This window comes from Croceicoccus gelatinilyticus (assembly GCF_018398395.1).
Lineage (GTDB): Bacteria > Pseudomonadota > Alphaproteobacteria > Sphingomonadales > Sphingomonadaceae > Croceicoccus > Croceicoccus gelatinilyticus.
The window spans coordinates 157,525-182,125 of the sequence record NZ_JAHCBF010000004.1; the positions used below are offsets into that span (position 1 = coordinate 157,525).

The window sequence follows — 24,601 nt, forward strand, 5'->3', positions numbered from 1 at the left end:
GCGATGGGTCTGAAGGGCGGCGGTGGTGGACAGGGCTGGATTCGAACCAACGTACGCTTGCGCGGGCAGATTTACAGTCTGCTGCCTTTAACCACTCGGCCACCTGTCCACACCGGTGCCGCAAATTGGGATAAAACCCCGCTTTGTTCGACAGAACCCGAAGGCTCCGTCCGGCCGAGAGGCGCCCATTTGGCGAAGCGGCGCTTGCCTGTCAATGGGGGTGATCGCTAGAGGCGCGCAAAGATTCAAAAAGGCGAACAATACGATGGCAAAGAAGGGCAAGGAACGCGCACTGCGCGGACGCGCGGGACGCATGCAGGGCGGACGCGGCAGCGGGCGCGCCACCAAGGGCGCCGTGCGGCTGTGGGGCAAGCATGCCGTAACGGCAGCGCTCAACAATCCCGACCGCGAGGTAAAGCGCATCTGGGCCGTGCGTGAGGTCTTGGAAGAGCTGGTCGATGCCGGCGAGTTCGAAATTCCCGAAGGCGTGCGCGTCGAATATGCCGATGGGCCCGACCTTGCGCGACTCGTTTCGCGCGACGCGCCGCACCAGAACATCGTGATCGAATGTGATCCCCTGCCCGAACTGCTGCTCGCCGATCTGGACGACGCCCGGCCCGAAGCGCCGATCGTCGTGCTCGACCACGTGACCGATCCGCACAATGTCGGCGCGATCATGCGATCTGCCGCAGCATTCGGTGCGGCCTGCATCGTGACGCAGGACCGCCATGCCCCGCCCGAATCAGGCGTACTGGCAAAATCGGCTTCGGGCGCACTGGAAACCCTGCCGTGGATTCGCGTCGTGAACCTGTCGCGCGCGCTGGAAGAAATGGCAGAAGCCGGATACTGGCGCATCGGACTTGATGGCGACGGCGAAGTCACGCTGGGCGAAGCACTCCCGACCGGCCCCGTTGCTTTCGTGCTGGGTGCGGAAGGCGATGGCCTGCGCTACCAGGTCGGCCAGCACTGCGACCAGATCGCCCGCCTTCCCATCGAAGCGGCGGTCGAAAGTCTCAATGTCTCGAACGCGGCGGCAATCGCCCTTTACGCCTGTGCAACCCGCAGCCAGTAAGGAGGCGGGATAGACAGGAGGGATACATGGGAAAACTGTTCGCGCCGCGCGCGCTTGCCGCGGCCGGCGTTGCAGCTTCGTCGCTGCTTCTTTCGGGCTGCCTGCTGACGCCGGGGGCTTTTACCTCGCAGCTGACGCTGTCGAAAGGCGGGGCCTTCACGTTCACCTATGACGGCGAGATCGCGGCAATGGGCCTGTCGGACCTCGCGCGCATGGGTACGATCGATGAGTTCGAGCCCGAGTGCTACGACGACGACTTCGAGGAGACCGAGTGCACGGACGAGGAAATCGCCGAGCAGAAGGTCGAGTGGGAAGCCGAGCAGGCCAAGGACAAAGCCGAGAAGGAACAGTTCGTCCAGATGATGGGCGGGCTGGACCCGGCGGACCCAGAAAGCGCGCAGAAGCTGGCGGATTCGCTGTCCAAGCAGGCCGGTTTCCGCAGCGTCTCGCACAAGGGTAACGGCGTATATGACGTCGACTTCGCGGTCAGCGGGCAGATGACGCACAGCTTCGTCTTCCCGATGGTCGAGAAGATGCCGACGATGTCGCCTTTCGTCATCGCGATCCCGCGCGGCGACGGCAGCGTGAGGATCGAGGCGCCGGGCTTTGGCGGCAACGATTCGATGGCCGACCCCGGCATGGCGATGATGATGGGCATGGCATCGAAGCAAGCCGGCCCCGACGCGCCCAAGGCCGTCCTGCCCGATGGCACGTTCACGATCCGCACCGATGGCCGGATCCTTGCCAATAACACCGATGAAGGTCCGGCAGAGAACGGCGGGATGCAAGTGTTGAGCTGGGACGTGAATTCCACCAGCAAGGTCGCACCTACGGCGCTGATCGCGCTGGATTGATCGCAGCTGCCATTAGCGCAAAGAAAAAGCCGCGCGGGAGGTGATCCCGCGCGGCAATTCTTTTTGCGACCCCGTTAGCGGGGGTTCGAAAAACGCGTCTTAGTTGACGGCGTCCTTCAGGCCCTTGCCGGCCTTGAACTTGGGCTGGGTGGAAGCCTTGATCGTCATCGGTTCGCCGGTGCGCGGGTTACGGCCGGTCGAAGCCTTGCGCTTCGCGACCGAGAACGTGCCGAAGCCGACGAGACGGACTTCGTCACCCTTCGCGAGGGCGGCGGTGATTGCATCGAACACACCTTCGACAGCCTTCGTGGCGTCGTTGCGCGACAGGCCGCTGGTTTCTGCGACGGTCCCGATGAGTTCGTTCTTGTTCATGTGGTAAAGACCCCCTTTTGGTTCTTCGATAAAAATTCGTGGGAGGCGATTGCGGAGTGAATCTCCGCACGCCGATCGCGATGAGCGAGTGCGCGGGAATGGAGCGGCTTTTTACATTCGTGTCAAAGCCAAATACCGCCCAAAACGGGCAAATTCCGCCATTTTTTCGATGAAATGAGGTTAATGACTGACAGTCGACCTGACTGCGCGGGCAATGCTGCGATGCAGCATGCCTTTTGTTGCACCTGCAACCGGATTGGCTGCAGGTGCAACAGCTAAATCAGTGCGCCGTGGGAGCAACCGAACCGCCGCCGTGAACGGGCCCCGGCTGGCTCGCGATGTCGTCTTCCTCGCTCCATTCGATCGGGTGGAGCGGTTCGGCCAGGGCGCGTGCCAGAACCTCGTCGACGTGGCTGACCGGAATGATCTCCAGCCGTTCGACGATGTTTGCCGGAATTTCGACGAGGTCTTTCTCGTTCTCTTCCGGGATCAGCACGGTCTTGATGCCACCACGTAGCGCGGCCAGCAGCTTTTCCTTCAGGCCGCCGATGGCGAGAACGCGGCCACGCAGCGTGACCTCGCCGGTCATTGCCGTGTCGGCGCGGACCGGAATGCCCGAAAGGGTCGACACGATCGACGTCACCATACCGATGCCAGCGCTCGGCCCGTCCTTGGGAACGGCGCCTTCGGGCAAGTGGATGTGGATGTCCTTGCGGTGGAAGATTGACGGCTTGATGCCATAGGCAGGCGCACGCGCCTTCACGAAGGAGAACGCGGCCTGCACGCTCTCGTTCATGACTTCGCCCAGCTTGCCGGTCGTGCGGACCTGCCCCTTGCCGGGCACCGTCACGCTTTCGATCGTCAGGAGTTCGCCGCCCACTTCGGTCCATGCCAGACCCGTGACCGCGCCGACCTGGTTCTCGTCGTCGCTCATCCCGTGCTTGAACTTGCGGACGCCCGCGAAGTCACCAAGGTTTTCGGGCGTGATCGTGACAGTCTGCACTTCGCCCTCAAGGATCTTGCGAAGGCTCTTGCGAGCCAGACGCGCAACCTCACGCTCCAGCGTGCGGACGCCGGCTTCGCGGGTGTAGTAGCGGATGAGGTCGCGAAGCGCGGGTTCGGTCAGTTCGAACTCACCCTTCTTCAGCCCGTGCAGTTCGACCTGCTTGTCGACCAAGTGACGCTGCGCAATCTCGACCTTCTCGTCTTCGGTGTAACCCTCGAGACGGATGATCTCCATACGGTCGAGCAGCGGCTGCGGCAGGTTCAGCGAGTTCGCCGTGCAGACGAACATGATGTCCGAAAGGTCGTAGTCGATCTCGAGGTAGTGGTCCTGGAACTTCGCGTTCTGTTCAGGGTCCAGCACTTCGAGCAGGGCCGAGGCCGGATCGCCTCGGAAGTCCTGACCAAGCTTGTCAATCTCGTCCAAGAGGAACAGCGGGTTGTTTGTGCCCGCCTTCTTCAGGTTCGACACGATCTTGCCCGGCAGCGAGCCGATGTAGGTGCGGCGGTGGCCGCGGATCTCGGCCTCGTCACGCACGCCGCCCAGCGACTGGCGCACGAATTCGCGGCCCGTCGCCTTGGCGATCGACTGGCCGAGCGAGGTCTTGCCGACGCCCGGAGGGCCGACGAGGCAAAGGATCGGGCCCTTCAGCTTCTTCGTGCGCGCCTGCACCGCGAGATATTCGACAATGCGGTCCTTGACCTTGTCGAGTGCGTAGTGATCGGCATCGAGCACTTCCTGTGCCTTGCCGATGTCCTTCTTCAGGCGGCTCTTCTTGCCCCACGGCAGGCCGAGCAGCACGTCGAGGTAGTTGCGGATGACGGTCGCTTCGGCCGACATCGGCTGCATCGACTTCAGCTTCTTCAGTTCCGCATCGGCCTTGGCGCGGGCTTCCTTCGAAAGCTTCGTACCTTCGATCTTGGAGGCCAGTTCGGCGATTTCGTCGCCGCCCTCATCGCCGCCGCCAAGTTCCGACTGGATCGCCTTCAATTGTTCGTTGAGGTAATATTCGCGCTGCGTCTTTTCCATCTGACGCTTCACGCGCCCGCGGATGCGGCGTTCGACCTGCAGCACGCCCAGTTCGCCTTCCATGAAGGAAAGCGCCATTTCCAGCCGCTTCACCGGATCACGCTCGGTCAGCATGGCCTGCTTGTCCGAAACCTTGGCCGCGATGTTCGAGGCGACGGCATCGGCAAGGCGCGAGGCGTCGTCGATCTCGCCAAGCTGTTCGCCGGCATCCGCCGACAGCTTCTTGTTGAGCTTGGCGTAGTCGTTGAACTGTTCCAGCACCTGCCGCATCAGGGCCGAAACCTCGGTCCCGCTGGCAGTGATTTCGTCCAGAAGCTCGACCTTGGCGGTCAGCATCGTGGCATTGTCATCCAGTTCGGCAAGGCGCGCACGCTGCTGCCCTTCGACCAGCACGCGTACGGTGCCGTCGGGAAGCTTCAGAAGCTGCAGGACGCTGGCGACGACGCCGATGTCGTACATGTCGTCCGCGCCCGGATCGTCACAGCCCGGATCGAGCTGCGACACCAGCATGATGTCCTTGTCGCCAGCCATTGCCGCTTCAAGAGCGGCGACCGATTTGTCGCGTCCCACGAAAAGCGGGACGACCATGCCCGGAAACACGACGATGTCGCGCAGGGGCAGCAGGGGGAATTCGTTCATCGACATAGAGTCCGTCCGAAAGATACGATCACATGCCATCCATCATAGGATGGCCCGCGCGAACCGGTTTCGCCGTAGTCGCGCCGTTTCCCCCGATATGGGGCTTTTCCGCCCGACGACAAGAAACTGACACGTCTTCGATCAGAGGCCCAGCTTCGAAAGGTCGAAACCGGGGGGAAGTCCGGAATTCTGCTGAACTTTCGCCATTTCCTCGCCCGCACGCTGATCGGCACGCTGGCGGGCATCGTTGAAGGCCGCGGTGATCAGGTCTTCCAGCATCTGCTTTTCGGACGGCATCATCAGGCTGTCGTCGATCGACACACCGAGGATGCGACCCTTGGCGGTGCAGCGGATCTTGACCATACCGCCGCCCGACTGGCCCTCGACCTCGATCGCGTCGAGCGTCGCCTGCGCGTCGTTCATCTGCTTCTGGATGGTTTCGGCCGCCTGCTGCGCGGCCTGAAGCATTTCTTCCATGGATTTCATCGGTCTCTATCCTTTCCTAGCCGCCTTCACCCCTGATCAAAGGGGCATCGGTCGGCATCAGGCCCGACGCTGGTCGCGCTCATGCTCGAGCAGCCGGGCGTCGGGAAAATTTTCCATCGCGGCCTTCACCATCGGCGAGTTGCGGACCACGTCCGCTTCCGCCTCTGCCTCGGCCTTGCGGCGTTCGGTGATCGTGGGCGTGCCTTCCTGGTCAGGCGTGCCCCGCTCGACCTGCCAGCGTTCGCCCGTCGCGCGGTAAAGCGCGTCGCGAAGGTCGGCGGCCGGATCATCGTTAAAGCCGGGTGCGAGTTGGTAAGTCAGGCGCCCCGGTGCAAGGTCCACGACCCGGATCCAGTCGGTCATGATCTGGCCAACCTGCAAACGCCCCGCCGCCTCGACCTGCAGGATCAACCGGTCCCAGTCGGGCGCAGGGCCGGACGGCACCTGCGCGACCGGCGCGGCATCGCCCGAAGGCGCGTCGCCGGCAAGGGCGTTTCCGGCAGGGGCTGGCGGAGCAGGCGGATTGGCCGCGATCTCGTCCAGCTTGCGCAGCAGCGAACCGGGATCGGGCATGTCGGCGGCGTGCAGCACGCGAAGCAGCGCCATCTGCGCGGCGACGATCGGCTCGGGCGCGCTGCGCACTTCCTCGTGCCCTTTAAGCAGCAGTTGCCACATCCGGTGGACTTGCGCCGGGCCCAGCTTCTGCGCCCAGCCGGTCAGTTCCTCACGCTCTTCCGCACTCGGCCCATCGGCCTCGCCCTTGCCAAGCTGTGTCAGTGCAATGCGATGAACGAGATCCATCTGCCCGCGCATGACCGCGATGGGTTCAACGCCCAGAGAATACTGCCGGTCCAGAACGTCGAGCAGTTCGGGCCCGTTGCCCGTCAGGATCGCGGAAAGCAGGCGGCGCTGCACGCCCTTGTCGGCAAGGCCCAGCATGTCGCGGACCTGTTCGGCGGTGACGTGGGTGCCCTCACCCTCGCTCGCCATGTCGGCGTGAGCAATGGCCTGGTCGAGGATGGAGAGCCCGTCGCGCACTGATCCTTCGGCGGCCGAGGCGACCATGGCCAGCGCTTCGTCCTCTGCCGTCACGCCTTCTGAATCGCAGACCTTGGCGAAATGTTCGCGCAGCATTGGCGCGGTGATGCGGCGAAGGTCGAAGCGCTGACAGCGCGAAAGGACCGTGACCGGCAGTTTGTCCACCTCGGTCGTCGCGAAGAGGAACTTCACGTGCGCGGGCGGTTCCTCAAGCGTCTTGAGCAGCGCATTGAACGCGTTGCGCGACAGCATGTGGACTTCGTCGATGATGTAGATCTTGTAGCGGGCAGAGACCGCGGCATAGCGCACCGCCTCGATGATCTCGCGCACGTCGTCGACGCCGGTATGGCTGGCCGCGTCCATCTCGATCACGTCGATGTGGCGCCCTTCGGCGATGGCACGACACGGCTCGCACACGCCGCACGGATCGATCGTCGGACCGCCCTGCCCATCAGGGCCGATGCAGTTCAGCGCCTTGGCGATAAGCCGCGCGGTCGAGGTTTTGCCGACCCCGCGAACGCCGGTCATCAGGAAGGCATGGGCCAGCCGGTCGCGCTTGATCGCGTTGGCCAGCGTCTGGACCATCGCGTCCTGCCCGATCAGCTGATCGAACGTCTGCGGGCGATACTTGCGCGCCAGCACGCGATAGGGCTGCTGCGCCGCCGGGGCGGGCGCCGCGACAGGGGCTGCCATTACCGGCGCAGGTTCAGGCGGGGCAGCAGGGGTCGGATCGCCGAAAAGGGCGTTCTGGCCAGCCGCCTCCAGCTCTGCCGCGCTGGGTTTCGGGTCTTCGCCTTCAGGCTCTTCGGAGCCGAAAATGTCGGGTGAATCGGACATTGCCAGCCAATCTAGGCACGCATGCCGCCGGTGTCGAACCGTCAGAGCGCCTCAATCCGCCGAAAGTTGTGAAAGGTTTCGCCGCTGGCCGCAAACGCGGTGCATGGGCCCGCAAAAGCGCGGGTTCGCAGGCGAACGACTATGTAGAGAAAAAGGAGCCGGGCGACCCGCTGCCATCCGTTATGGCTGCTTCCTTCCGGACCTGACCAGGTTGGCGGACGCGAACGTCCACCCGACTCCCGGTGCGCGATATGGCGATCTTCCCAACCGAACGCAAGTCCAAGATCGGAACAGATCAGCTCCAATATGGTTACCTTGATTGGGGCTGGTTTCGGTGCGTGGTAACACGTTGCCATGGACAGAAAGGTTAACTCGCCGATGCGTACCCGCCTCTTCACCGCACCGATCGCCGCCGCCGCAATCGTGGCGCTTGCCCTGCCCGCGCCCGCAATAGCCGCGCCAGAGGCCGATCTGACCATGCTGGTCGGCAGTTTCGAGGGTATCGATTTCGGTGACGATGCCGGTGAATTCGCCCGCGACGGGGAATGCGACGACCTGCGATTCGCAGGCGAAGGCATGACCGATACGCCGCTCCTGGCCGAAGATATGTACCACGATGCCAGCGATTGCCGCGCGGCATTCGATGCGAACAAGATCACGCTCAGCCCGATGTTCATGCGCCTGTCGGGTGCGGCAGAGATCGTCTGGGGCGACGATTCGGGCGAATTCTCACGCGATGGCGAATGCGACGACATGCGCTTTGAAGGTCCGGGGATGACGTTCACCCCGCTGATCGCCGAAGACATCGGCCGCGATGCCAGCGATTGCCGCACGGCCTTCCAGAAAGGCAAGATCACCTGGCGCGTAGGCCCGGTCGGCCGGCTGGACCAGGAACCGGCTGCTTTCAGCTAATCCGGTAATCCGCGCTTAGCGGAAGTTGTCGGCGTAAGCCTGAATCTTCAGACGGCGCGGCGGCGTCGGCACGACGTGCGCCTCGATCCCGTACTTTTCCGCGTAAGCAACGGCCGCATCGCAGTCGGGGAACTTCAGCTGCACCTGCTGCTGCGTGTCGCCCGAACCTCCCCAGCCCATCAGCGGATCGGGCTTCTTCGCTTCTGCCGGAACGAAATCGAGCACCCATTCGCCCGTGCGCGCACGGCCGGACTGCATGGCATTCTTCGGGCGCTGATAGATACGAGCGGGCATGACGTTCCTTTTTGGGTCGGCTATCCGGCGACCGTTATGCGATTCGCCTGCGCGGCTCAAGCAGGGACATGAGCCAAATCAGCGGTTGAAGGCATTCTTGGTCTTCAGGCTGGGCTTTTCCTCCCACGGCCGGTCGGGCCAGCGGTGCTTGGGATAGCGGCCCTTCATGTCCTTGGCGACATCGGCCCAGCTTCCGCGCCAGAAACCGGGCAAGTCGCGCGTCGCCTGTATCGGGCGGCCCGCAGGACTGGTCAGGTTAAGAAGCAGCGGCGTGTTGCCGATCATCGGATGGCTATCGAGCCCGAACAGCGCCTGCACCCGCACTTCAACCGACGGGGCGTTCTCTCCGGCATAATCGACCGCGTGGCGCGTGCCCGCCGGGCTTTCGAACTCGCGCGGGGCCAGCGTATCGAGCCTTTGGCGCGTGTTCCAGTCAATCCGCGCCAGCAGCGCATCGGTCAGCGGCCCCTTCGCCAGATCGAGATCGCGCCGCCCGTGAAGCAGCGGCAGCAGCCATTCATCCGCGCTTTGCACCAGAGTTTCGGGCGCAAGCTCTGCAATGCCGAGATGCGCGGCGCGGGCGATCAGCGTTTTGGGCAGGACCGCCTCGATCCGCTCGACCGCTTTTTCGAGCAGCACTTGCGCCACGGCATCGGGATCGGGCTTCGGGTCCGGCCCGCTCGCCAGCGTGATCGCGCCCAGCCGCCTTTGCAGCCGCGCCTCGACCCGCCGTTCGCCCGCGTTCCAGTTCAGCACCGAGCGGCGTTCGATTCGGTCGGCGAAGGCCGCTTCGACTTCCGCCGTGGTCAAGGCCGCTGCCGCCGTGATCCGCGCGCCTTTCGCCTGACCTTGCGCGTCGCCGATGGCGAGCCATTCCTCGCGCGCCACAGGTGATGCGGGATCAAGCGTGAAACCGCGCCCCGATGCCGAAAGCCAGTTCTCCCCGCTCGCATCGCGGCGGCGCGCGACGTTGCCGGGGATCGCCTGGGCGAGGAACAGCGCGGGATTGCCGCCTGCCGCCTGGCCTGAAACCAGCTTTTCCGCCCGCTTCGCCCAGCCATCGGCCAGCCGCCGCGCCGCATCGGCCCTGCGCCCGCGCTCACCGTCGAGCCGCGAGAGGCGTTGCAACAAGTCCTCGCCCCGTCCACCAAGGCCGCGTTCCTGCAGCAGCAGTGCCATGCGCGCCGCATCGCGGGCCTGCCCCGCCTCTGCCCCGAACAGGACCATCGCGGCATGGACCGGGTCCATCGGCAGTTCGGACAGCTTTTCACCGAACGCGGTGATGTGCCCAGCCTCGTCCAGCGCGCCCATCGCACCCAACCGCTCGCGCGCACCAGACAGTGCAGGCGCGGGCGGCGGGTCGAGCCATGGCAGGCGTGTCGGATCGGCCTCGCCCCAGCGGGCGAGCGAAAGGGTCAGCGGCGCAAGGTCGGCCGTCTCGATCTCAGGCGCGTCGAATTCGGGGCGGCCTGCGTGGCCCGCCTCTTCCCACAGGCGATAGGCGACGCCCGGCCCCTGACGCGCGGCGCGGCCCGCGCGCTGGGCAGCGGCGGCGCGGCTGGCACGGCGGGTGACGAGATGGCTGGTGCCCGCGGCGATGTCGAACTCGGCACTTCGCGAAAGCCCCGCATCGACAACCACCGACACGCCGTCGAGCGTCAGCGAGGTTTCGGCAATCGCAGTGGCGAGCACGATGCGGCGGCGGCCATCGGGATCGCGCCGGATGGCCAGCCGCTGCGCTGCAGGTTCGACCTGTCCGTGAAGCGGCAGGATCGGCGCATCGGGCAGGCGTTGTTCAAGCCGTTCGCGCACGCGCTCGATCTCGCCCACGCCGGGCAGGAAGGCGAGGATGTCGCCCTCTTCCTCGCGCCATGCGGTCAGGACCGCACTGGCCACTTCTTCATCCAGCCGCTTTTCCGCCCGCGCGCCGAGCCATTCGATCCGCAGCGGCCATGCCTTGCCCTCGCTCTCGATCACCGGCGCGTCGTCACCCAGCAGGCGCGAGAAACGCGCGCCGTCGATGGTCGCGCTCATGACCAGAACGCGCAGGTCTTCGCGCAGGACCGACCGGCTCTCTATCGCGAGCGCAAGGCCGAGGTCGCTGTCAAGGTGGCGTTCGTGCGCCTCGTCGAACAGGACCGCGCTGACGCCCGGAAGTTCGGGATCGGCGACAATGCGGTTCACGAAGATCGCCTCTGTCATGACGACGATCCGCGTGTCCTTGCCGACGCGGGTGTCCATGCGGGTGGCATAGCCGACGGTCTCGCCCGCCTTTTCGCCCAGCATTTCAGCCATGCGTTCGGCAGCGGCGCGGGCAGCGACGCGGCGGGGGCTGAGGAGGAGGACCTGCCCCTCGCACCAGTCCTGATCGAGCAGAGCTGGCGCGACAGCCGTGGTCTTGCCCGCACCGGGCGGCGCGATCAGGACAGCGCAGGTGCGTTCACGAAGCGCGGCGAGAAGGTCGGGAAGGACGGCTTCGACCGGAAGGGTCATGGACCCGGCCGGATCAGAAGCGGCGGGAAACCGCGAACTGCGCCGCCTCGATCATCGCGGCGCGAGCCTCGTTCGCCGGGAAGCCGGAGATCGAATCGATGGCGCGGTTGGCAAAGTGCTTCGCCCGTTCACGAGTGTCGGCCACCGTGCCGTGCTTTGCGATCAGCGCGGTCGCGTGGGCCAGATCCTCGTCCGAAGTGCGGCGGCCCTGCATCGCGTCCTGCCAGAACTGGCGTTCCTCGGCATCGCCGCGCGCATAGGCGAGGATGACGGGCAGCGTCATCTTGCCGTCGCGGAAGTCGTCACCCTTGTCCTTGCCGCTTTCGTCGACTTCGGAATCGTAGTCGATGGCATCGTCGACAAGCTGGAACGCGATGCCGAGATTGCGGCCGTAATCGTCCAGCTTCTGCTCGATCGCCGGATCGCGCTCGGCAACGACGGCAGAAATGCGGCAAGCCGCAGCGAAAAGCGCGGCGGTCTTGGCGCCGACGATGTCGAGGTACTGGTCCTCGCTCGTCTCCACGCGGCGCTGGGCGGTCAGCTGATCGACCTCGCCCTCGGCGATGATCGCGCTGGCACCCGAAAGGATCTTGAGGACTTTGAGGCTGCCGTCCTCGACCATCAGCTCGAACGAGCGGCTGAACAGGAAGTCGCCAACCAGAACCGCCGCCGGATTGCCGAAGATGATGTTCGCGGCCTGCTTGCCGCGGCGCATGTCGGACCCATCCACGACGTCGTCGTGCAGCAGCGTGGCCGTGTGAATGAATTCTACCGCAGCCGCGAGCTTGTGATGGCGGTTGCCTTCGTATTCGAGCAGCGCCGCGCTGGCCAAAGTCAGCATCGGGCGCATCCGCTTGCCGCCGCCAGCAATCAGGTGTCCGGCAAGGGCCGGGATCAGCGGAATTTTGGACTGCATGCGATCTAGAATGATCTGATTCACGCAGTTCATGCCGTCCGCCGTCAGGGCGAGGACAGGCGCAAGCGAAGGCTCGCTACGGGGCATCGTATGTACGGTCGCACTCACGGGCGTCCGTTTGGGCGCTGCAGCGCGGAATGGCAAGTGCTTTGGGGCAGAACCATCGCGGTTAGCGGCGTTTTGCCCGTCACGCCTCGCGCCGTTTTGTTTTGCCTCTGCCCGCCACGCTTTGCTAGGGGCCTGCCCCCATGAGCGGATCGAACGAACAGCAAGGCGCGCCGGACAAGGTCCTGGCCGGTTATCGCAAAAGCATCGACAATATCGATGCCGCACTGGTCCACATCCTTGCCGAACGATTCCGCATCACCAAGGCCGTCGGCGAATACAAGGCGCAGACCGAACTGCCGCCTGCCGATCCCAATCGCGAGAAGAACCAGATCGCCCGCTTGCGCAAGCTGGCCGAGGATGCCGATCTGGACCCCGAGTTTTCGGAGAAGTTCCTGCGTTTCATCATCGATGAAGTCATCCGCCACCACGAAAAGGCGCGCGGGCAGTAATCTTCAAGAGAGGCGGCGCAATAGCCGCCGGTCAGCCGTTCAGGACGGCCTGCACGCTGTAGAACAGCACCACCACTAGGGCGAGGAACAGGCACAGCGCGACGAGCGAGCGCGTGTCATCGCGTTCGGTGCGCACTTCACGAACCGGGCGGCGCTGTACTTCGACAGGGCGCGGCTGCACCGAACGGGTCCGGCGCGCAGCATCGTCCACCACCGAAACCGGGATCGGCGCGAAGAAGCGGCAACCGTATTCATCGGCGTCGTGCCACATCACTTCGGCAGAAGTCGAACCGATCTGCGGCAGGTCCACTTGCACCGTATCACCCACGCGAAGCGCGCGCGGGCTGGAAAGCATCATGCCGGAAGTCGAAAGGTTGATGAGCGTAAGCGGGTAGTCCCCGACCGCATCATGCGTGACGAGGCGTACCGAAACGCGGTTAGCGCGACGTTGTTCGTCAAGCTTCGCCATCGCCATGCCCATTGTTTTCAACCCCTGTATCTTAGCGGTTCGTCTCAGGCTTTACTATCGCGTAAACGGTTAACGAGTTGTGGAGGAATCCCTTCCTCCCCTCATTTGTCATTAATTAGGGCGCGCGGGAGGCGAAGTTCGACGAGAAGCCCGCCCAGATCCTCGCTTTCGCCCAAGGCAACGGTACCTCCGTAAATCTCGACGACATCGCGAACGATGGCAAGGCCAAGGCCCGTTCCGGGCTTTCCGGTATCGAGTCGCGCGCCGCGATCGAAGATGCGCTGGCGATCCGCCTCGGGGATGCCGCGTCCGTCGTCCTCGATCCAGACGACGCACGAGCGGGCATTGTCGGGTTCGGCATCGACCGTCACGAAGACACTGCCGCCGCCGTACTTGGCCGCGTTCTCGATGCAGTTGCCGAGGATTTCGTCGAGATCCTGCCGCTCGATCGCGACGATCGTTTCACCTTCCGCGCATCCGGCGATGTCGAAGCGGACGTGTTGGTAGAGGCGCGACACCGCGCGCTCGACCGCTTCCGCCGCTTCGCGCACGTCAGCGCGGGCAAGACCGGTGGCACGGCGACCCACCGCGCGGGCACGGGCGAGGTGATGATCGACCTGCCGTCGCATCGTCGCGGCCTCACGCTGGACCAGTTCGTCAAGATCGGGCGCGTGCGCGGCAGCGGCATTGTTGAGGACGGTGAGCGGCGTCTTCAGCGCGTGGGCAAGATTGCCGGCATGGGCACGGGCTTCCTCGGCCTGGCGCTCCGAGTGGGCGAGCAGCGCGTTCAGCTCCTCCACCATCGGCTGGACTTCCAGCGGCAGGGGCTCGGTCACGCGGCTTTCACCCGTTACGCGGATACGCTGGATCGCACGGCGCACACCGCGCAGCGGCGAGAGGCCAAGCCATGTCTGAAGCGCGGCCATCATGATGAGGCCGCCCGCCAGCACGATGAAGCTGTAGAACAGGATCGAGCGGAACCGCGCGATCTGGGCGTTCAGTTCCTCGCGGCTTGCGGCGACAACGAACCACCATGTCGTATCGCTGCCCGGCAGCATGATCGGCCGCTGCATGACGCGCAGCGGTTCACCAGTGAACTGGACGCTGTCGAAGACCATCGGTTCGAGATGGTCGCTGGGGCGTACTTCGAGCGTACGGTCCCACAAGGAGCGCGAGGGGAAATCCTCGTGCCCCTCGCCCGTGATCTGCCAGTAAAGGCCAGAGTTCGGTTCAAGGAAACGCTGATCGCCCAGCGGGCGCGAGAAGAACACCTCGCCATCGGGGCCGATCTCTGCCGAGGCGACCATCGCGGTCAGCATATATTCGAGCTGTTCGTCGAAATTGCGGGTGATGAGGCCCGACAGCGTGCGATCGAGCGCGACGCCGCCGATCAGCAGCAGGAACACGATCCACCCGATCGCGATCAGCATCATGCGCCGCGACAGCGATCCGGTGTGCCCGGCGTTCAAAATACGGTCAGGGCGCACCAATCGGCGAGCGACCTTCAGGCGATACTTGCCCACGCCCGAGCCGCCGGGCTCAGCCCCAGCCGAAGGCGGCGTACCAACGCCACCCCCGCCTGTCGGGCGATCAGCCGCGGGGCTGGTCGGCGGGATCGTCGAGGCTGTATCCGAGGCCACGTATCGTCGTAATCACGTCGGCACCCAGCTTCTTGCGGATGCGGGTGACGAACACCTCGATGGTGTTCGAATCGCGATCAAAGTCCTGGTCGTAGATATGTTCGATCAGTTCGGTGCGGCTGACGACCTTGCCCTTGTGGTGCATCAGGTAGCTCAGCAGCTTGTATTCCTGCGCGGTCAGCTTGACCGGTTCGCCCTTCAGGGTAACTCGGCCCGAACGCGTGTCCAGCCGCACGTCGCCCGCGGTCAGTTCGCTGCTGGCGTTGCCGGTCGCACGGCGGATCAGCGCGCGCAGGCGGGCGATCAGTTCCTCGGTCTGGAAAGGCTTTGCCAGATAGTCGTCGGCCCCTGCGTCAAGGCCCGCGACCTTGTCCGACCAGCTGTCGCGCGCGGTCAGGACCAGCACGGGGAAATTCCGCCCCTCGCGCCGCCACATGCCCAGCACGGTCAGGCCATCGATCTCGGGCAGGCCGAGGTCAAGCACGACGGCGTCATACTCTTCGGTCGAACCCATAAAGTGACCGTCCTCGCCATCGACGGACAGGTCGACGGCATAGCCGTTCTGCTCCAGCGTGGTCTTGAGCTGGTTGCCGAGGGTGGGTTCGTCTTCGACGATCAGGATACGCATGTGCTCTCCACATCAACGGGCATTGTGCCCGGCTTGTTCATGTAGATGAACAGATGGGAGCAAGAAAAGGTCCGCGCAAGATGAACGGATTGCGATTCCGGCGGGCAAAAGGAAAGGCGCGCGCCCAAGCGGCCCCTCACTTCATGACGTTGATGATACGGCCCGTCCGCGCATCCACGTCGACGAAGACGACGCGGCCGTTCTTGATGAACTTCAGGCGGTAGGTATTGGCCACGAATTCATCCATGCCGAGATAGTCCATGCCGCGCATCTGCGGCAGGACCCGGTTTTCGATCTGGCGAAGGGTCTGGACGTTACCCGCCCGCAGCTCGCGGCGCGCCTCGCCCTGCCCGTCCCGGCGGCCCTGCGCCGACGCGGGGGCCACCATGGCAAGACATGAAAGCGAGGCCAGCGACAGGCCGACAAGGCGCATGAGACGGTTCATCCTGGGCACTGTGCCTATCCCCATGGCATTGAACAAGGCGTGAATGTGGCGTTCGCGAACCGGAAAGCAGGGAAGTGTTGCCGCTTGGCGACAGTCACTTAACCAGCTCGAATTTCGCGATCAGGGTCACCTGCGTGGCAACACGGCCCGGTCGGGTCGGCGTTACTGCTGCAGGCGGCGGCGGAGCGGATGCCTGAGCAGTGATGGCCCTGTCATACATCGGCTGCGAATAGCCCAGCGACTCTTCAACCGCGAGCAATCGGGCATCGGAATATCCCGCCATCCGGGCATAGTCGCGGGCCTGCGCGAAAGCTGCCTCGAACGCGGCCTTGCGGGCCTGTGCCTTGGGCGCGGTATCGTCGACGATACCCCAGGCCGGACCGTTGAGGTTCGTCGCGCCAGCCGCCACCAGCGAATCCAGCACCGGTCCCACGCGCTCCAGATCGCGCAGCTCGATGCTTACCGTATTGGTCGCGTCATAACCGATGAACTGCGGCGGCTGATTGTTGCGGTAATTGTACTGCGGGTTGAGCGTGATGCCGCTGGTCTGCACCCGATCATCCGGCACGCCCAGATCCTTCAGCCGCTTGAGCACTGCATCCATTTCCCTCGCGTTAGCCTGCATCGCGGCAACCGCGGTCTGGGCGCGGGAGGTAACACCGGCGCTCACCATCGCCTTGTCCGGATCGCCCAGAACCTGCTGGCTCACCTGCAGTTCAACGACCGGACCGGTTACCGCGATGTCGACGTTGGCGGCCAAGGCAGGCGTTGCGGCAGTGGCGACGGCGGCCAGTGCGACGGACGGCATGGTGATTATTTCGCGCATGGGGTTCTCCTCTAAATCCCTTCCCATCTCAACCCGCCCCGAATGCGGCTTGTTCCCTGAACCATCGCTTGCGGCCTCGTTCACACACAGCTAGTCGCCGCGCGACATGGCACAACCTCCGATCCTTTCATGGGAAGGCCTCGGCCTGCAGCAGGGTGGCGGCTGGCTGTTCGGCGGCCCCGACAGCCCCACCGCGTCCGGCGGCCTCGACCTCCACATCGCCCCGCGCGACCGGCTGGCGCTTATCGGCCGCAACGGCGCGGGCAAGACGACGCTGCTGAAGCTGATCGGTAACGAGATCGAAGCCGACCGCGGCAAGCGTTCGATCCAGCCCGGCGTCAAGGTCGTGATGCTGGAGCAGGAGCCCGACGTCGCGAAATACGAAACGCTGATGGACTACGCGCTGGCGGGCAAGGACGCCCCGGCGCAGTACGAGGTGGAATCGATCGCCGGACAGCTCGGCATCGACATGACCCGCAACGCGAAAAGCGCCAGCGGCGGTGAACGCCGCCGCGCCGCGATTGCGCGGGCGCTGGCGATGGAGCCGGACCTGCTCCTGCTGGACGAGCCGACCAACCACCTAGACCTCGGCGCGATCGACTGGCTGGAATCCTGGCTCAACCGCTTCAACGGCGCTTTCGTGGTCATCAGCCACGACCGTACTTTCCTCACCCGCCTGACCAACGCGACGCTCTGGCTCGACCGCGGCAACTTGCGCCGCCGGGAAATCGGTTTCGGCGGGTACGAGGCATGGGAAGAGCAGGTCTATGCCGAGGAAGCGCGCGCGGCCGAAAAGCTCGACGCAAAACTGAAGCTGGAAAACCACTGGCTGCAACGCGGCGTCACCGCGCGGCGCAAGCGCAACATGGGGCGGCTCGAAAAGCTCCACGAAATGCGCGCCCAGCGTGCCGCGATGATGAGCCCGCAGGGTGCTGCGAAGATGGCGGTCGTCGCCGACGACACCAAGACCAAGTCGGTCATCACGGCAGAGCACGTCACCAAGACTTACGGTGACCGCACGATCATCAAGGACTTCAACCTTCGCATCCAGCGGCAGGACCGCATCGGCATCGTCGGGGCCAATGGCGCGGGGAAAACCACGCTGCTAAAGATGCTGACCGGCGAGCTGGAGCCCGACAGCGGCACCGTCACCCTCGCCAAGACGCTGAACGGCGTAATGATCGACCAGCAGCGCAGCCTCTTGAGCGACGAAAAGCGGATGCGCGACATCCTGGCCGAAGGCGGCGACTGGGTCGACGTTCGCGGGGTTCGCAAGCACGTTCAGGCTTACCTCAAGGACTTCCTGTTCGACCCATCGCTGGTCGATGCGCGGGTCGGCACCCTGTCGGGCGGCGAACGCTCGCGGCTTCTGCTCGCCCGCGAATTCGCGCGCACCTCGAACCTCCTGGTGCTGGACGAGCCGACCAACGATCTCGACCTCGAAACGCTCGACATGCTGCAGGAGGTCATCGCCGACTATGACGGCACCGTCCTAATCGTCAGCCACGACCGCGACTTCCTCGACCGGACGGTGACGATCACGCTGGGCCTTGATGGCAGCGGCACGGTCGACGTGATCGCGGGCGGCTATGCCGACTGGGAAGCGAAGCGCAAGAAGCCGGCGGGCTCTGCAAAAGAAGCGAAGAAGGCAGCTGCTCCGACACCCCCTCCCCCGCCGCAGAAGAAGACGAAGCTGTCGTACAAGGACCAGCGCGACTACGACCTGCTGCCCGGCAGGATCGAGGAACTGGAGGCCGCGATCATCGCCGACGAGGAAGCGCTGGCCGATCCCAACCTCTACGCCAGCGACCCCGCGAAGTTCGCAAAGCTGAGCAAGGCGCTGGAAGACAAACGCGCCGAAAAGGACGCCGCAGAAGAACGCTGGCTGGCGCTGGCCGAAGAGGTCGAGGCGCTGGAGGGCTGACCTGCCGCCCTGATTGCAGTGGGTGACAAAGGTGACACCCTGTCACCCACTGCAAATCGCACGAAACCCGCAGAATTGCTCGCCTGACCGCCCATGCGGTCAGGGTGACAGGTTGTGCGCAGACATCACGATGGCAAAGAACGGCGCGCATCATGACGGGCGCGGCGCGTGTAGGAAAATGGTTTCGCGGGCGGCTTTTGCGCTTGAAATGACGCCGCGACGACCGATATAGTTACCATGATAACAAAAGGACTTTCCATGACCGAACGGCTGAACGTCATCGCCCGCATCAAGCCGCACGCCCGCCATCTCGACGACGCGCGGGCCGCCATCTGCGACATCATCGACCGCACCCGCGCCGAACCGGGCTGCATCGAGTTCCGGTTGAGCGAGGACGCAGGCGACGGCGCGCTCTATCTCTACGAGGAATGGCGCGACGAAGCGGCGCTGGCCGCCCATCACGAACAGGATTATACCCGCGCCGTCTTCACCGCTTACGAGGACTGGCTGGCCGAAGAACCGCAGATCCGGCACCTGACGCCGGTCGGTTGAGGCGCGCATGTTCTTTCTGAAAGACCTGCCCAGCCGGCGCATGGTGACAGGCTATGCCGACCGGTTCGAAGGCGTGGACCCAGCCAAGGTTTCCGATGCGCTTGCCCTGATGCGCGCCGCGAGCGTGCTGATCCGCGACCTTGAATCCTATTTCGCCGCACACGGCCTGTCGCAGCTGCGTTTCCTGACCCTGATCGTGATCGACCGCGAACCGGAACGCACATCGCTCTCCGTCCACGAGATCGCCGACCGGCTCGACGTCTCCCGCCCCGTCCTGACCCGCACGCTGCAAACGCTGCACAAGGCGGGCCTCGTCACGATGAACGCGAATGAGGACGATGCGCGGTCGAAGGAAGTGTCGCTGACGAAAGCGGGTAGCGACAGGCTCGAGCAAGTCCTGCCGGGTTATTTCGCAATCCTTGATCGGGCGATGTCGGGAGATGGCAATGATTTGAACTAACGGACAGCGCGTCATTGATGTGCGTAAGAATAGACCTCGTCTTGCGCGTAATCGTCCGCACCCTATTCCTCACCACATGAACTTAAAATCGCTACTTCTCACAGGCTTATTTGCTCCTGCCATGGTAGCCCTGACCGGTTGCGGCGAGAGTGGAGACAAGCCTGCCACTCCGCCTGTTTCGGTTCCGAACCCGACGCCAACGCCAACGCCTACCCCGACACCCACACCCACCAGTGCCGGCTTCGCGAAACTACAGGCGGCGCTGGCCGAAGGGCGTGCACTGACCGTCGATGAAAGCGCTGGAGTTACCGCGACAACGCAATCAGCCTCTTCGTCATTCACGTCTCCGGAAGTCATTGCTTTCGACGACGAACGAATTCGATGGCTTGGCGGAAAATGGGTCCGAGGGGAAAACTATCCTCTCAACTGGGCCCGCGTGGGCCAATCGACCACGTATCGAGACCCATCCGAGCTTAACGGTGGCGGAGTGCCGCGCTACCGCCTTGGCCAGAACAACGGGGTTCAATTCAGCCTTCCCGCCAATCAGAATGATTTCGAAGCAGTCTTGCTCGACTCCGGCTCTCCGCAGAACATCAATCTGATCGTCGATGGCTTTGCGACAAGTTCATCGGGTTACAGTGGAGAGCAAACCTTCAACGGCAGCTTTAAATACACCCGTTTCAGTCTGCCACCTTCCACAGAGGCGCGGACCGTGACAGTGAATTTCGGCTTTCGCCCATTCCTGGGGCTGAGACTTCCCTCCGGCGGCACAATCGATGCTCCGCCCGCCGCCAATGTAAGCGTGGTATTTATTGGCGACAGCATCACTGAAGGGGCTGTCTCGACCATGGCGGACAAGGCTTGGCCGATGCAGACTGCCTATCGGCTAGGCATATCCGATCCCATCGTTTCCGGCGTCGGCGGTTCCGGCTACCTCAAACGAAACCCCTCCGATACTGGCTTTAATTTCCGCGACCGGATCGACGACGTTTTGACGGCCGTAGAAGGCGGCCCTCCGGATGCGGTGATCGTCGCCGGTGGCATCAATGATTGTTCGGTCGCTCCAGGTGGGCCGTACTCGGCAAGCGAGGTTGGAAGCGGAGCCTTGATCTACTTTCAGGAATTGCGCTCGGGCGCTCCTGACATGCCGATATTCGTGCTAGGGCCTTTCACCGACTACAATAATCCAAATTATTCGCAGACTCTCGCCAACTGCCGGGATGCGATCTTTGATGCAGCCGCCCAAGTGTCAGACACTTACACGATCGATGTGTCGGACTGGGTAAACACCAGCAATCGTGACGTGGTCTTTGACGGCAATAACAACGGGCCGCACCCGGTGAATGCGGGCCATGCAATTTATGGCGAACGGGCTGCCGAGGCCATTGTCAGGATACTCAACGACCGCATGTGATTGCGGGGCGACTTGCCCCTCAAACCCCCAGCCGCGCCTTCTCAGCCGCGATCCACTGGTCGATGCGTTTGTCGAGCAGGGCCAGCGGCATGTCGCCGTCGAGCAGGAGCGTGTGGAAGCGCTTGATGTCGAAGCTTTCGCCCAGCGCCATGCGCGCGCGTTCGCGGCCTGACAGCCAGGCGTTCTGGCCGATCTTGTAGCTGCACGCCTGCCCCGGCATCGTGATGTAGCGTTCGATCTCGTTGCGGGTCTGGTTGTCGGGATAGCCGACGGTCGATCCGAAATAGTCGATCGCCTTCTCGCGGCTCCACCGCTTGGAATGAAGGCCCGTATCGGTCACCAGCCGCGCCGCGCGGTAGAGCCATGACTGCAGCGCGCCTGCGCGTTCCAGCCCGTCGTACATGCCCAGTTCGTCGGCAAGGATCTCGCTGTAAAGCGCCCAGCCTTCGGAATAGGCCCCGATATACTGGTTGCGCAGCAGGAGGTGCAGGTCGTCGTTTCCGGTCAGCAGGCCGGTCTGCAGATGGTGTCCGGGCAGCCCTTCGTGGAAGATGATCGCGGGCAGCGTGTAACGCGGCCAGTCGTTCATGTCGTAGAGGTTGAGGAAGAACGTGCCCGGACGCGTCCCGTCGGGCGAAGGCGACTGGTAATAGGCGGTCGACGCGCCGACCTCGATCGCCACCGGCACGCGCTGCACTTCCAGCGCCTGCGGCGGAAGCTGCGCAAAGGCGGGGCTGACCTGCTGCCAGCTTTTCTCGACCCGACCGGCCAACCAATCGATGATCTCCACGCGTCCTTCGGCGCTGTCCGCGAACAGCTGGTCGGGCCGCTTGTTGAGCGCCATCAGCCGCTCACCCACCGTGCCGCCGGTCATGCCAGCCGCGGATAGTTCAGTGTCGAGCTGGGCGAGAAGGTCGGCGACCTGTTCAAGCCCGATCTCGTGGATCTCGTCCGCGCCGAGGTTCGTTGTCGTGTAATAGGCCAGCGCATCGGCATAGAGCGCATCGCCATCGGGCACGCGCCACACCCCGTCGCCTTCGCGGGTGCGCGGCAGCAGGTTGTCAACCAGCGCCTTCTGACGCGACAGTGCGGGATAGACCGCGCCTTCGAGGATTTGCGCCGCCCGCGCGGCCCAGTCGCCCGCGATACCCTTGTCCGCTGCGCGCTTGGCCAGCGATTGCACCATCAGCGCATCGGCGGGCTTGGTCGCCAACATCTCGCCCAGCGAATTCGACACGTGTGTCAGCGACCAGTCGGGCGCGGCGAACCCGCGTGCGGCCTCGCTGCGCTGAAGCTCGGTCTCGTTGTCGAGCGCGTAGGCAAAGCTGTCGAGGCGGGCGAGATAGGCCTCCGCATCCCCGGCGGTTTCGACCGGATGCACGGTGTCGAGGAAGTCGGGGACCGAACCGTAGAGCCCGTCCTGCTGCGAAAGGACATAGGGCGTGCCGAGGTGCGACAGCCCGTGATCGCGCGCCTTCAGCCGGGAATCGAGCGTGAATGAGACGATGCCGGCGTGGACTTGCGTGAGGTCGGAAAGCGCGGACGTATCGACCTTCGCCAGTTCGCCCTTCATCCGCTCGGCATGTTTCCACGCCGCGACACGGCCCGCCATGCCCCCGCTCGCCAATTGCGAACGCGCCCAGGCATAGGGGCCGGTGTCCAGGCCCATGTAGGTCAGTTCCGAGGGATCGAGACGGAAGTCGCCCCACAAGATCCGGTCCATCACCTGATCAAGCTGACCCGCCCCACCTGCGTCCGTGGCGGCGATCGCCCGCCCGCCGGTGGAGGCGAGAAACGCTGCCGCCGCCCCGGTCCCGAGAAACTGCCTGCGATCCATGGCGCGTCCCTTATGCTCCGCGTTCGCGGGCGATGAAGGCGTCGACCCGCTTTTCCAGCAGGTTCAGCGGCATCACGCCTTCGAGCAGGATGTCGTGGAACCGGCCCAGCACGAACTTGTCGCCAAGCTCGCGCTCTGCCTTGGCGCGCAGGTCCATCCACTTGTTCTGGCCGATCTTGTAGCTGCAGGCCTGACCGATCATCACGCAATACCGCTGCGTTTCGCCCAGCGAACGATCGTACGTCAGGCCGATCGTGTTCTGGAAATAGTCGGTCGCCTTCGCAATATCCCAGCGCTTGTAATGCAGGCCCGTGTCGGTCACGAGCCGCGTCGCGCGGTAGAGCCACGATTGCAGGCGGCCGATCTGTTCAAGGCCGGAATAACCGCCCAGTTCATTCGCCACCTGCTCTGCATAGAGCGCCCAGCCTTCGCCATAGGCGGAGATGAAATAGCCCTTCAGAAGCAGCGGCAGGTCTTCGGCCTGCTGCATGAGGCTGCCGTGCAGGTGATGGCCCGGTACGCCCTCATGATAAGTCAGCGCGGGCAGGAAGAACTTGGGCCAGTTCGCCGTGTCCTTGAGATTGATCCAGTAGATGCCGGGGCGCGACCCATCGAGCGAGGGGCGGTGGTAGTAACCGCCCGATGCGCCGTCCTGGATCGCTTCGGGCACGGCGCGGATCTCCAGCGGCTGGGTCGGGACCGTGTTGAACGCCTGCGGCAGCTTTTCCATCATGGCCGCAGTCTGTTCGTTGAGGCTTTCAAGCAGCTCCGCCTTGCCCGCAGGGGTATTGGCGTAAAGCTGGTCCGGGCGCTTGTAGAGTTCCGCCATGCGCGCACCGACCGGCCCCTTCGTCAGGCCCGCACTTTGCAGCAGGGGTTCCAGCTCGGCATGGATTTCATCGACCTGGCGCAGGCCGATCTGGTGGATTTCCTCGGGCGACAGGTCGGTCGTGGTGTAAAGCTTCAGCGCGTCGGCATAGATTTCCTCACCACGCGGCAGGCGCCACGCACCGTCGCCTGCGGGCGTATCGGCCTTCAACGCGCGCATCGCCTCTGACTGGCGGGCAAGCGCCGGATAGACCGCGTCCTCGAGGATTTTCGTTGCGCGTGCAGCCCAATCGCCCTCGATCCCCTTTTCGGCCGCACGCGTGGCGAGCGAGGAGACCATGCCGCTTTCCGCTGCCGCGGGCGCCATAAGCGCGTCGATCTGCTTTGCGGTCATTTCCAGCGACCACACGGGCGGCAGGTAGCCGCGCGCGCCTTGCGCCTTCTGGTATTCGGTCTCTGCATCCAGTTCGCCTGCGAAAGCGTCCAGACGATCCAGATAAGCCTCGGCATCGTCGGTCGTTTCCACCGGATGCTTGGTATCCAGCATGACGGGGATGGACACATAGGCCCCGCTGCGGTGTTCCACGACGAAGGGATTGCCGACATTGGGCAGATCGTATTTCGTTGCCAGAAGGCGCTTTTCCATCATGTCGATGGCGATGGCGCGCTGGGTCTGCTTCGCCTCGCTCAGCCCGCTTTCAGGAACACGCTTGAGGCTTTCAAGCACGTTTGCCGACAGCGCCATGCGTGCCTTGGTGCCGCCTTCGCCGTAATTGTCGATCGCGTGCCGCGCCCATGCGAAGCGACCATCGTCGAGCCCTGCACTCGTCAGCGATTCCGGGCTCAATTGCTTATCGCCCCAGAACGCCGCGTCGAGGACGGTATCGAGCTGCGAAGAGGCATCGGCCTGCGCAAGCGCGGTGCGCGGCGCGGCGGCGGCGATGGAGGCTATCGAGGCGGAGGCGATGAACTGGCGACGATGCATAGAACGGTGTTTCCCGGGATTGCTTTGGTTGCAGGGGAAACCATGTGCCAGCTAGGGCGGGCGTGCTCAAGCAAAAGCGCCCGCCCTTTCG

At 64.2% G+C, this 24,601-nt stretch carries 22 protein-coding genes, 1 tRNA gene and 1 other RNA gene; 8 read left to right on the top strand and 16 right to left on the bottom strand.

What is annotated here, in order from left to right:
• Positions 1–23 precede the first annotated feature (23 nt).
• Positions 24–109: transfer RNA gene (locus tag KIH45_RS10175), tRNA-Tyr, on the bottom strand.
• A gap of 156 nt (positions 110–265) precedes the next feature.
• Between KIH45_RS10175 and rlmB the strand changes: the two genes are divergently transcribed.
• Entirely contained in the window at positions 266–1,072 is an 807-nt protein-coding gene (gene rlmB, locus KIH45_RS10180; RefSeq protein WP_213175895.1) for a 23S rRNA (guanosine(2251)-2'-O)-methyltransferase RlmB, read from the top strand.
• Positions 1,073–1,098: 26 nt separating this feature from the next.
• Positions 1,099–1,926 carry a hypothetical protein gene (locus KIH45_RS10185; RefSeq protein WP_213175896.1) on the top strand — a complete coding sequence of 276 codons (828 nt, stop codon included), beginning with the start codon at positions 1,099–1,101 and terminating at the stop codon, positions 1,924–1,926.
• Positions 1,927–2,025: 99 nt separating this feature from the next.
• Here KIH45_RS10185 and KIH45_RS10190 read toward each other — a convergent pair whose 3' ends face one another.
• From KIH45_RS10190 to ffs, 5 genes are all read right to left on the bottom strand, one after another.
• Positions 2,026–2,298 carry an HU family DNA-binding protein gene (locus tag KIH45_RS10190; protein ID WP_066763228.1) on the bottom strand — a complete coding sequence of 91 codons (273 nt, stop codon included), beginning with the start codon at positions 2,296–2,298 and terminating at the stop codon, positions 2,026–2,028.
• A gap of 280 nt (positions 2,299–2,578) precedes the next feature.
• Positions 2,579–4,975: an endopeptidase La gene (lon, locus tag KIH45_RS10195; RefSeq protein WP_420481931.1), complete on the bottom strand. Its 2,397-nt coding sequence runs from the start codon at positions 4,973–4,975 to the stop codon at positions 2,579–2,581.
• A gap of 135 nt (positions 4,976–5,110) precedes the next feature.
• Positions 5,111–5,455, bottom strand: coding sequence for a YbaB/EbfC family nucleoid-associated protein (locus KIH45_RS10200; RefSeq protein ID WP_213175898.1), 345 nt, complete (start codon positions 5,453–5,455; stop codon positions 5,111–5,113).
• Between the two features lie 57 nt (positions 5,456–5,512).
• Positions 5,513–7,330 carry a DNA polymerase III subunit gamma/tau gene (locus tag KIH45_RS10205; protein WP_213175899.1) on the bottom strand — a complete coding sequence of 606 codons (1,818 nt, stop codon included), beginning with the start codon at positions 7,328–7,330 and terminating at the stop codon, positions 5,513–5,515.
• Between the two features lie 148 nt (positions 7,331–7,478).
• An RNA gene (gene ffs / locus KIH45_RS10210) (signal recognition particle sRNA small type) lies at positions 7,479–7,573 on the bottom strand.
• Positions 7,574–7,684: 111 nt separating this feature from the next.
• On the opposite strand from ffs, the gene KIH45_RS10215 reads away from it, so the two are divergent.
• Positions 7,685–8,242, top strand: coding sequence for a hypothetical protein (locus KIH45_RS10215; protein WP_213175900.1), 558 nt, complete (start codon positions 7,685–7,687; stop codon positions 8,240–8,242).
• Positions 8,243–8,257: 15 nt separating this feature from the next.
• On the opposite strand, the gene KIH45_RS10220 is transcribed toward KIH45_RS10215, so the two are convergent.
• From KIH45_RS10220 to KIH45_RS10230, 3 genes are all read right to left on the bottom strand, one after another.
• Entirely contained in the window at positions 8,258–8,536 is a 279-nt protein-coding gene (locus KIH45_RS10220; protein WP_213175901.1) for an ETC complex I subunit, read from the bottom strand.
• Positions 8,537–8,614: 78 nt separating this feature from the next.
• Positions 8,615–11,029 (bottom strand): ATP-dependent helicase HrpB, encoded by a 2,415-nt coding sequence (hrpB, locus tag KIH45_RS10225; RefSeq protein ID WP_213175902.1) that lies wholly within the window; start codon positions 11,027–11,029, stop codon positions 8,615–8,617.
• Positions 11,030–11,042: 13 nt separating this feature from the next.
• A complete protein-coding gene (locus KIH45_RS10230; protein ID WP_213176107.1) occupies positions 11,043–12,032 on the bottom strand; it encodes a polyprenyl synthetase family protein in 990 nt (329 codons plus the stop codon).
• A gap of 161 nt (positions 12,033–12,193) precedes the next feature.
• Here KIH45_RS10230 and KIH45_RS10235 point away from each other — a divergent pair, with 161 nt between their 5' ends.
• Positions 12,194–12,502 (top strand): chorismate mutase, encoded by a 309-nt coding sequence (locus KIH45_RS10235; RefSeq protein WP_213175903.1) that lies wholly within the window; start codon positions 12,194–12,196, stop codon positions 12,500–12,502.
• Between the two features lie 31 nt (positions 12,503–12,533).
• Here the strand turns inward: KIH45_RS10235 and KIH45_RS10240 are convergent, their stop codons facing one another.
• The 5 genes from KIH45_RS10240 to KIH45_RS10260 form a co-directional block, all read right to left on the bottom strand.
• Positions 12,534–12,971 (bottom strand): PilZ domain-containing protein, encoded by a 438-nt coding sequence (locus tag KIH45_RS10240; RefSeq protein ID WP_213175904.1) that lies wholly within the window; start codon positions 12,969–12,971, stop codon positions 12,534–12,536.
• 101 nt (positions 12,972–13,072) lie between these two features.
• Positions 13,073–14,404 carry a sensor histidine kinase gene (locus KIH45_RS10245; protein WP_213176108.1) on the bottom strand — a complete coding sequence of 444 codons (1,332 nt, stop codon included), beginning with the start codon at positions 14,402–14,404 and terminating at the stop codon, positions 13,073–13,075.
• A 157-nt stretch (positions 14,405–14,561) separates the two neighbouring features.
• Positions 14,562–15,239, bottom strand: a complete 678-nt coding sequence (locus tag KIH45_RS10250; RefSeq protein WP_066763252.1) for a response regulator transcription factor — start codon at positions 15,237–15,239, stop codon at positions 14,562–14,564.
• Positions 15,240–15,375: 136 nt separating this feature from the next.
• A complete protein-coding gene (locus KIH45_RS10255) occupies positions 15,376–15,684 on the bottom strand; it encodes a PepSY domain-containing protein (RefSeq protein WP_225899820.1) in 309 nt (102 codons plus the stop codon).
• 94 nt (positions 15,685–15,778) lie between these two features.
• Positions 15,779–16,510, bottom strand: coding sequence for an SIMPL domain-containing protein (locus tag KIH45_RS10260; RefSeq protein ID WP_213175905.1), 732 nt, complete (start codon positions 16,508–16,510; stop codon positions 15,779–15,781).
• Between the two features lie 106 nt (positions 16,511–16,616).
• On the opposite strand from KIH45_RS10260, the gene KIH45_RS10265 reads away from it, so the two are divergent.
• From KIH45_RS10265 to KIH45_RS10280, 4 genes are all read left to right on the top strand, one after another.
• Complete coding sequence (locus KIH45_RS10265) at positions 16,617–18,434, top strand: ABC-F family ATP-binding cassette domain-containing protein (protein WP_213175906.1); 1,818 nt, start codon at positions 16,617–16,619, stop codon at positions 18,432–18,434.
• A 258-nt stretch (positions 18,435–18,692) separates the two neighbouring features.
• The gene (locus KIH45_RS10270) at positions 18,693–18,986 is read left to right on the top strand and encodes a putative quinol monooxygenase (protein ID WP_213175907.1); all 294 of its coding nucleotides are present in this window, start codon (positions 18,693–18,695) and stop codon (positions 18,984–18,986) included.
• Between the two features lie 7 nt (positions 18,987–18,993).
• On the top strand, positions 18,994–19,446 hold the full coding sequence (locus tag KIH45_RS10275; protein WP_213175908.1) for a MarR family winged helix-turn-helix transcriptional regulator: 453 nt from the start codon (positions 18,994–18,996) through the stop codon (positions 19,444–19,446).
• Between the two features lie 76 nt (positions 19,447–19,522).
• Positions 19,523–20,860: an SGNH/GDSL hydrolase family protein gene (locus KIH45_RS10280; RefSeq protein WP_213175909.1), complete on the top strand. Its 1,338-nt coding sequence runs from the start codon at positions 19,523–19,525 to the stop codon at positions 20,858–20,860.
• A gap of 19 nt (positions 20,861–20,879) precedes the next feature.
• Here the strand turns inward: KIH45_RS10280 and KIH45_RS10285 are convergent, their stop codons facing one another.
• Together KIH45_RS10285 and KIH45_RS10290 are read right to left on the bottom strand one after the other, a co-directional pair.
• Positions 20,880–22,697: a DUF885 domain-containing protein gene (locus tag KIH45_RS10285; RefSeq protein WP_213175910.1), complete on the bottom strand. Its 1,818-nt coding sequence runs from the start codon at positions 22,695–22,697 to the stop codon at positions 20,880–20,882.
• Between the two features lie 10 nt (positions 22,698–22,707).
• Positions 22,708–24,510 (bottom strand): DUF885 domain-containing protein, encoded by a 1,803-nt coding sequence (locus KIH45_RS10290; RefSeq protein WP_213175911.1) that lies wholly within the window; start codon positions 24,508–24,510, stop codon positions 22,708–22,710.
• Between the last annotated feature and the right edge of the window lie 91 nt (positions 24,511–24,601).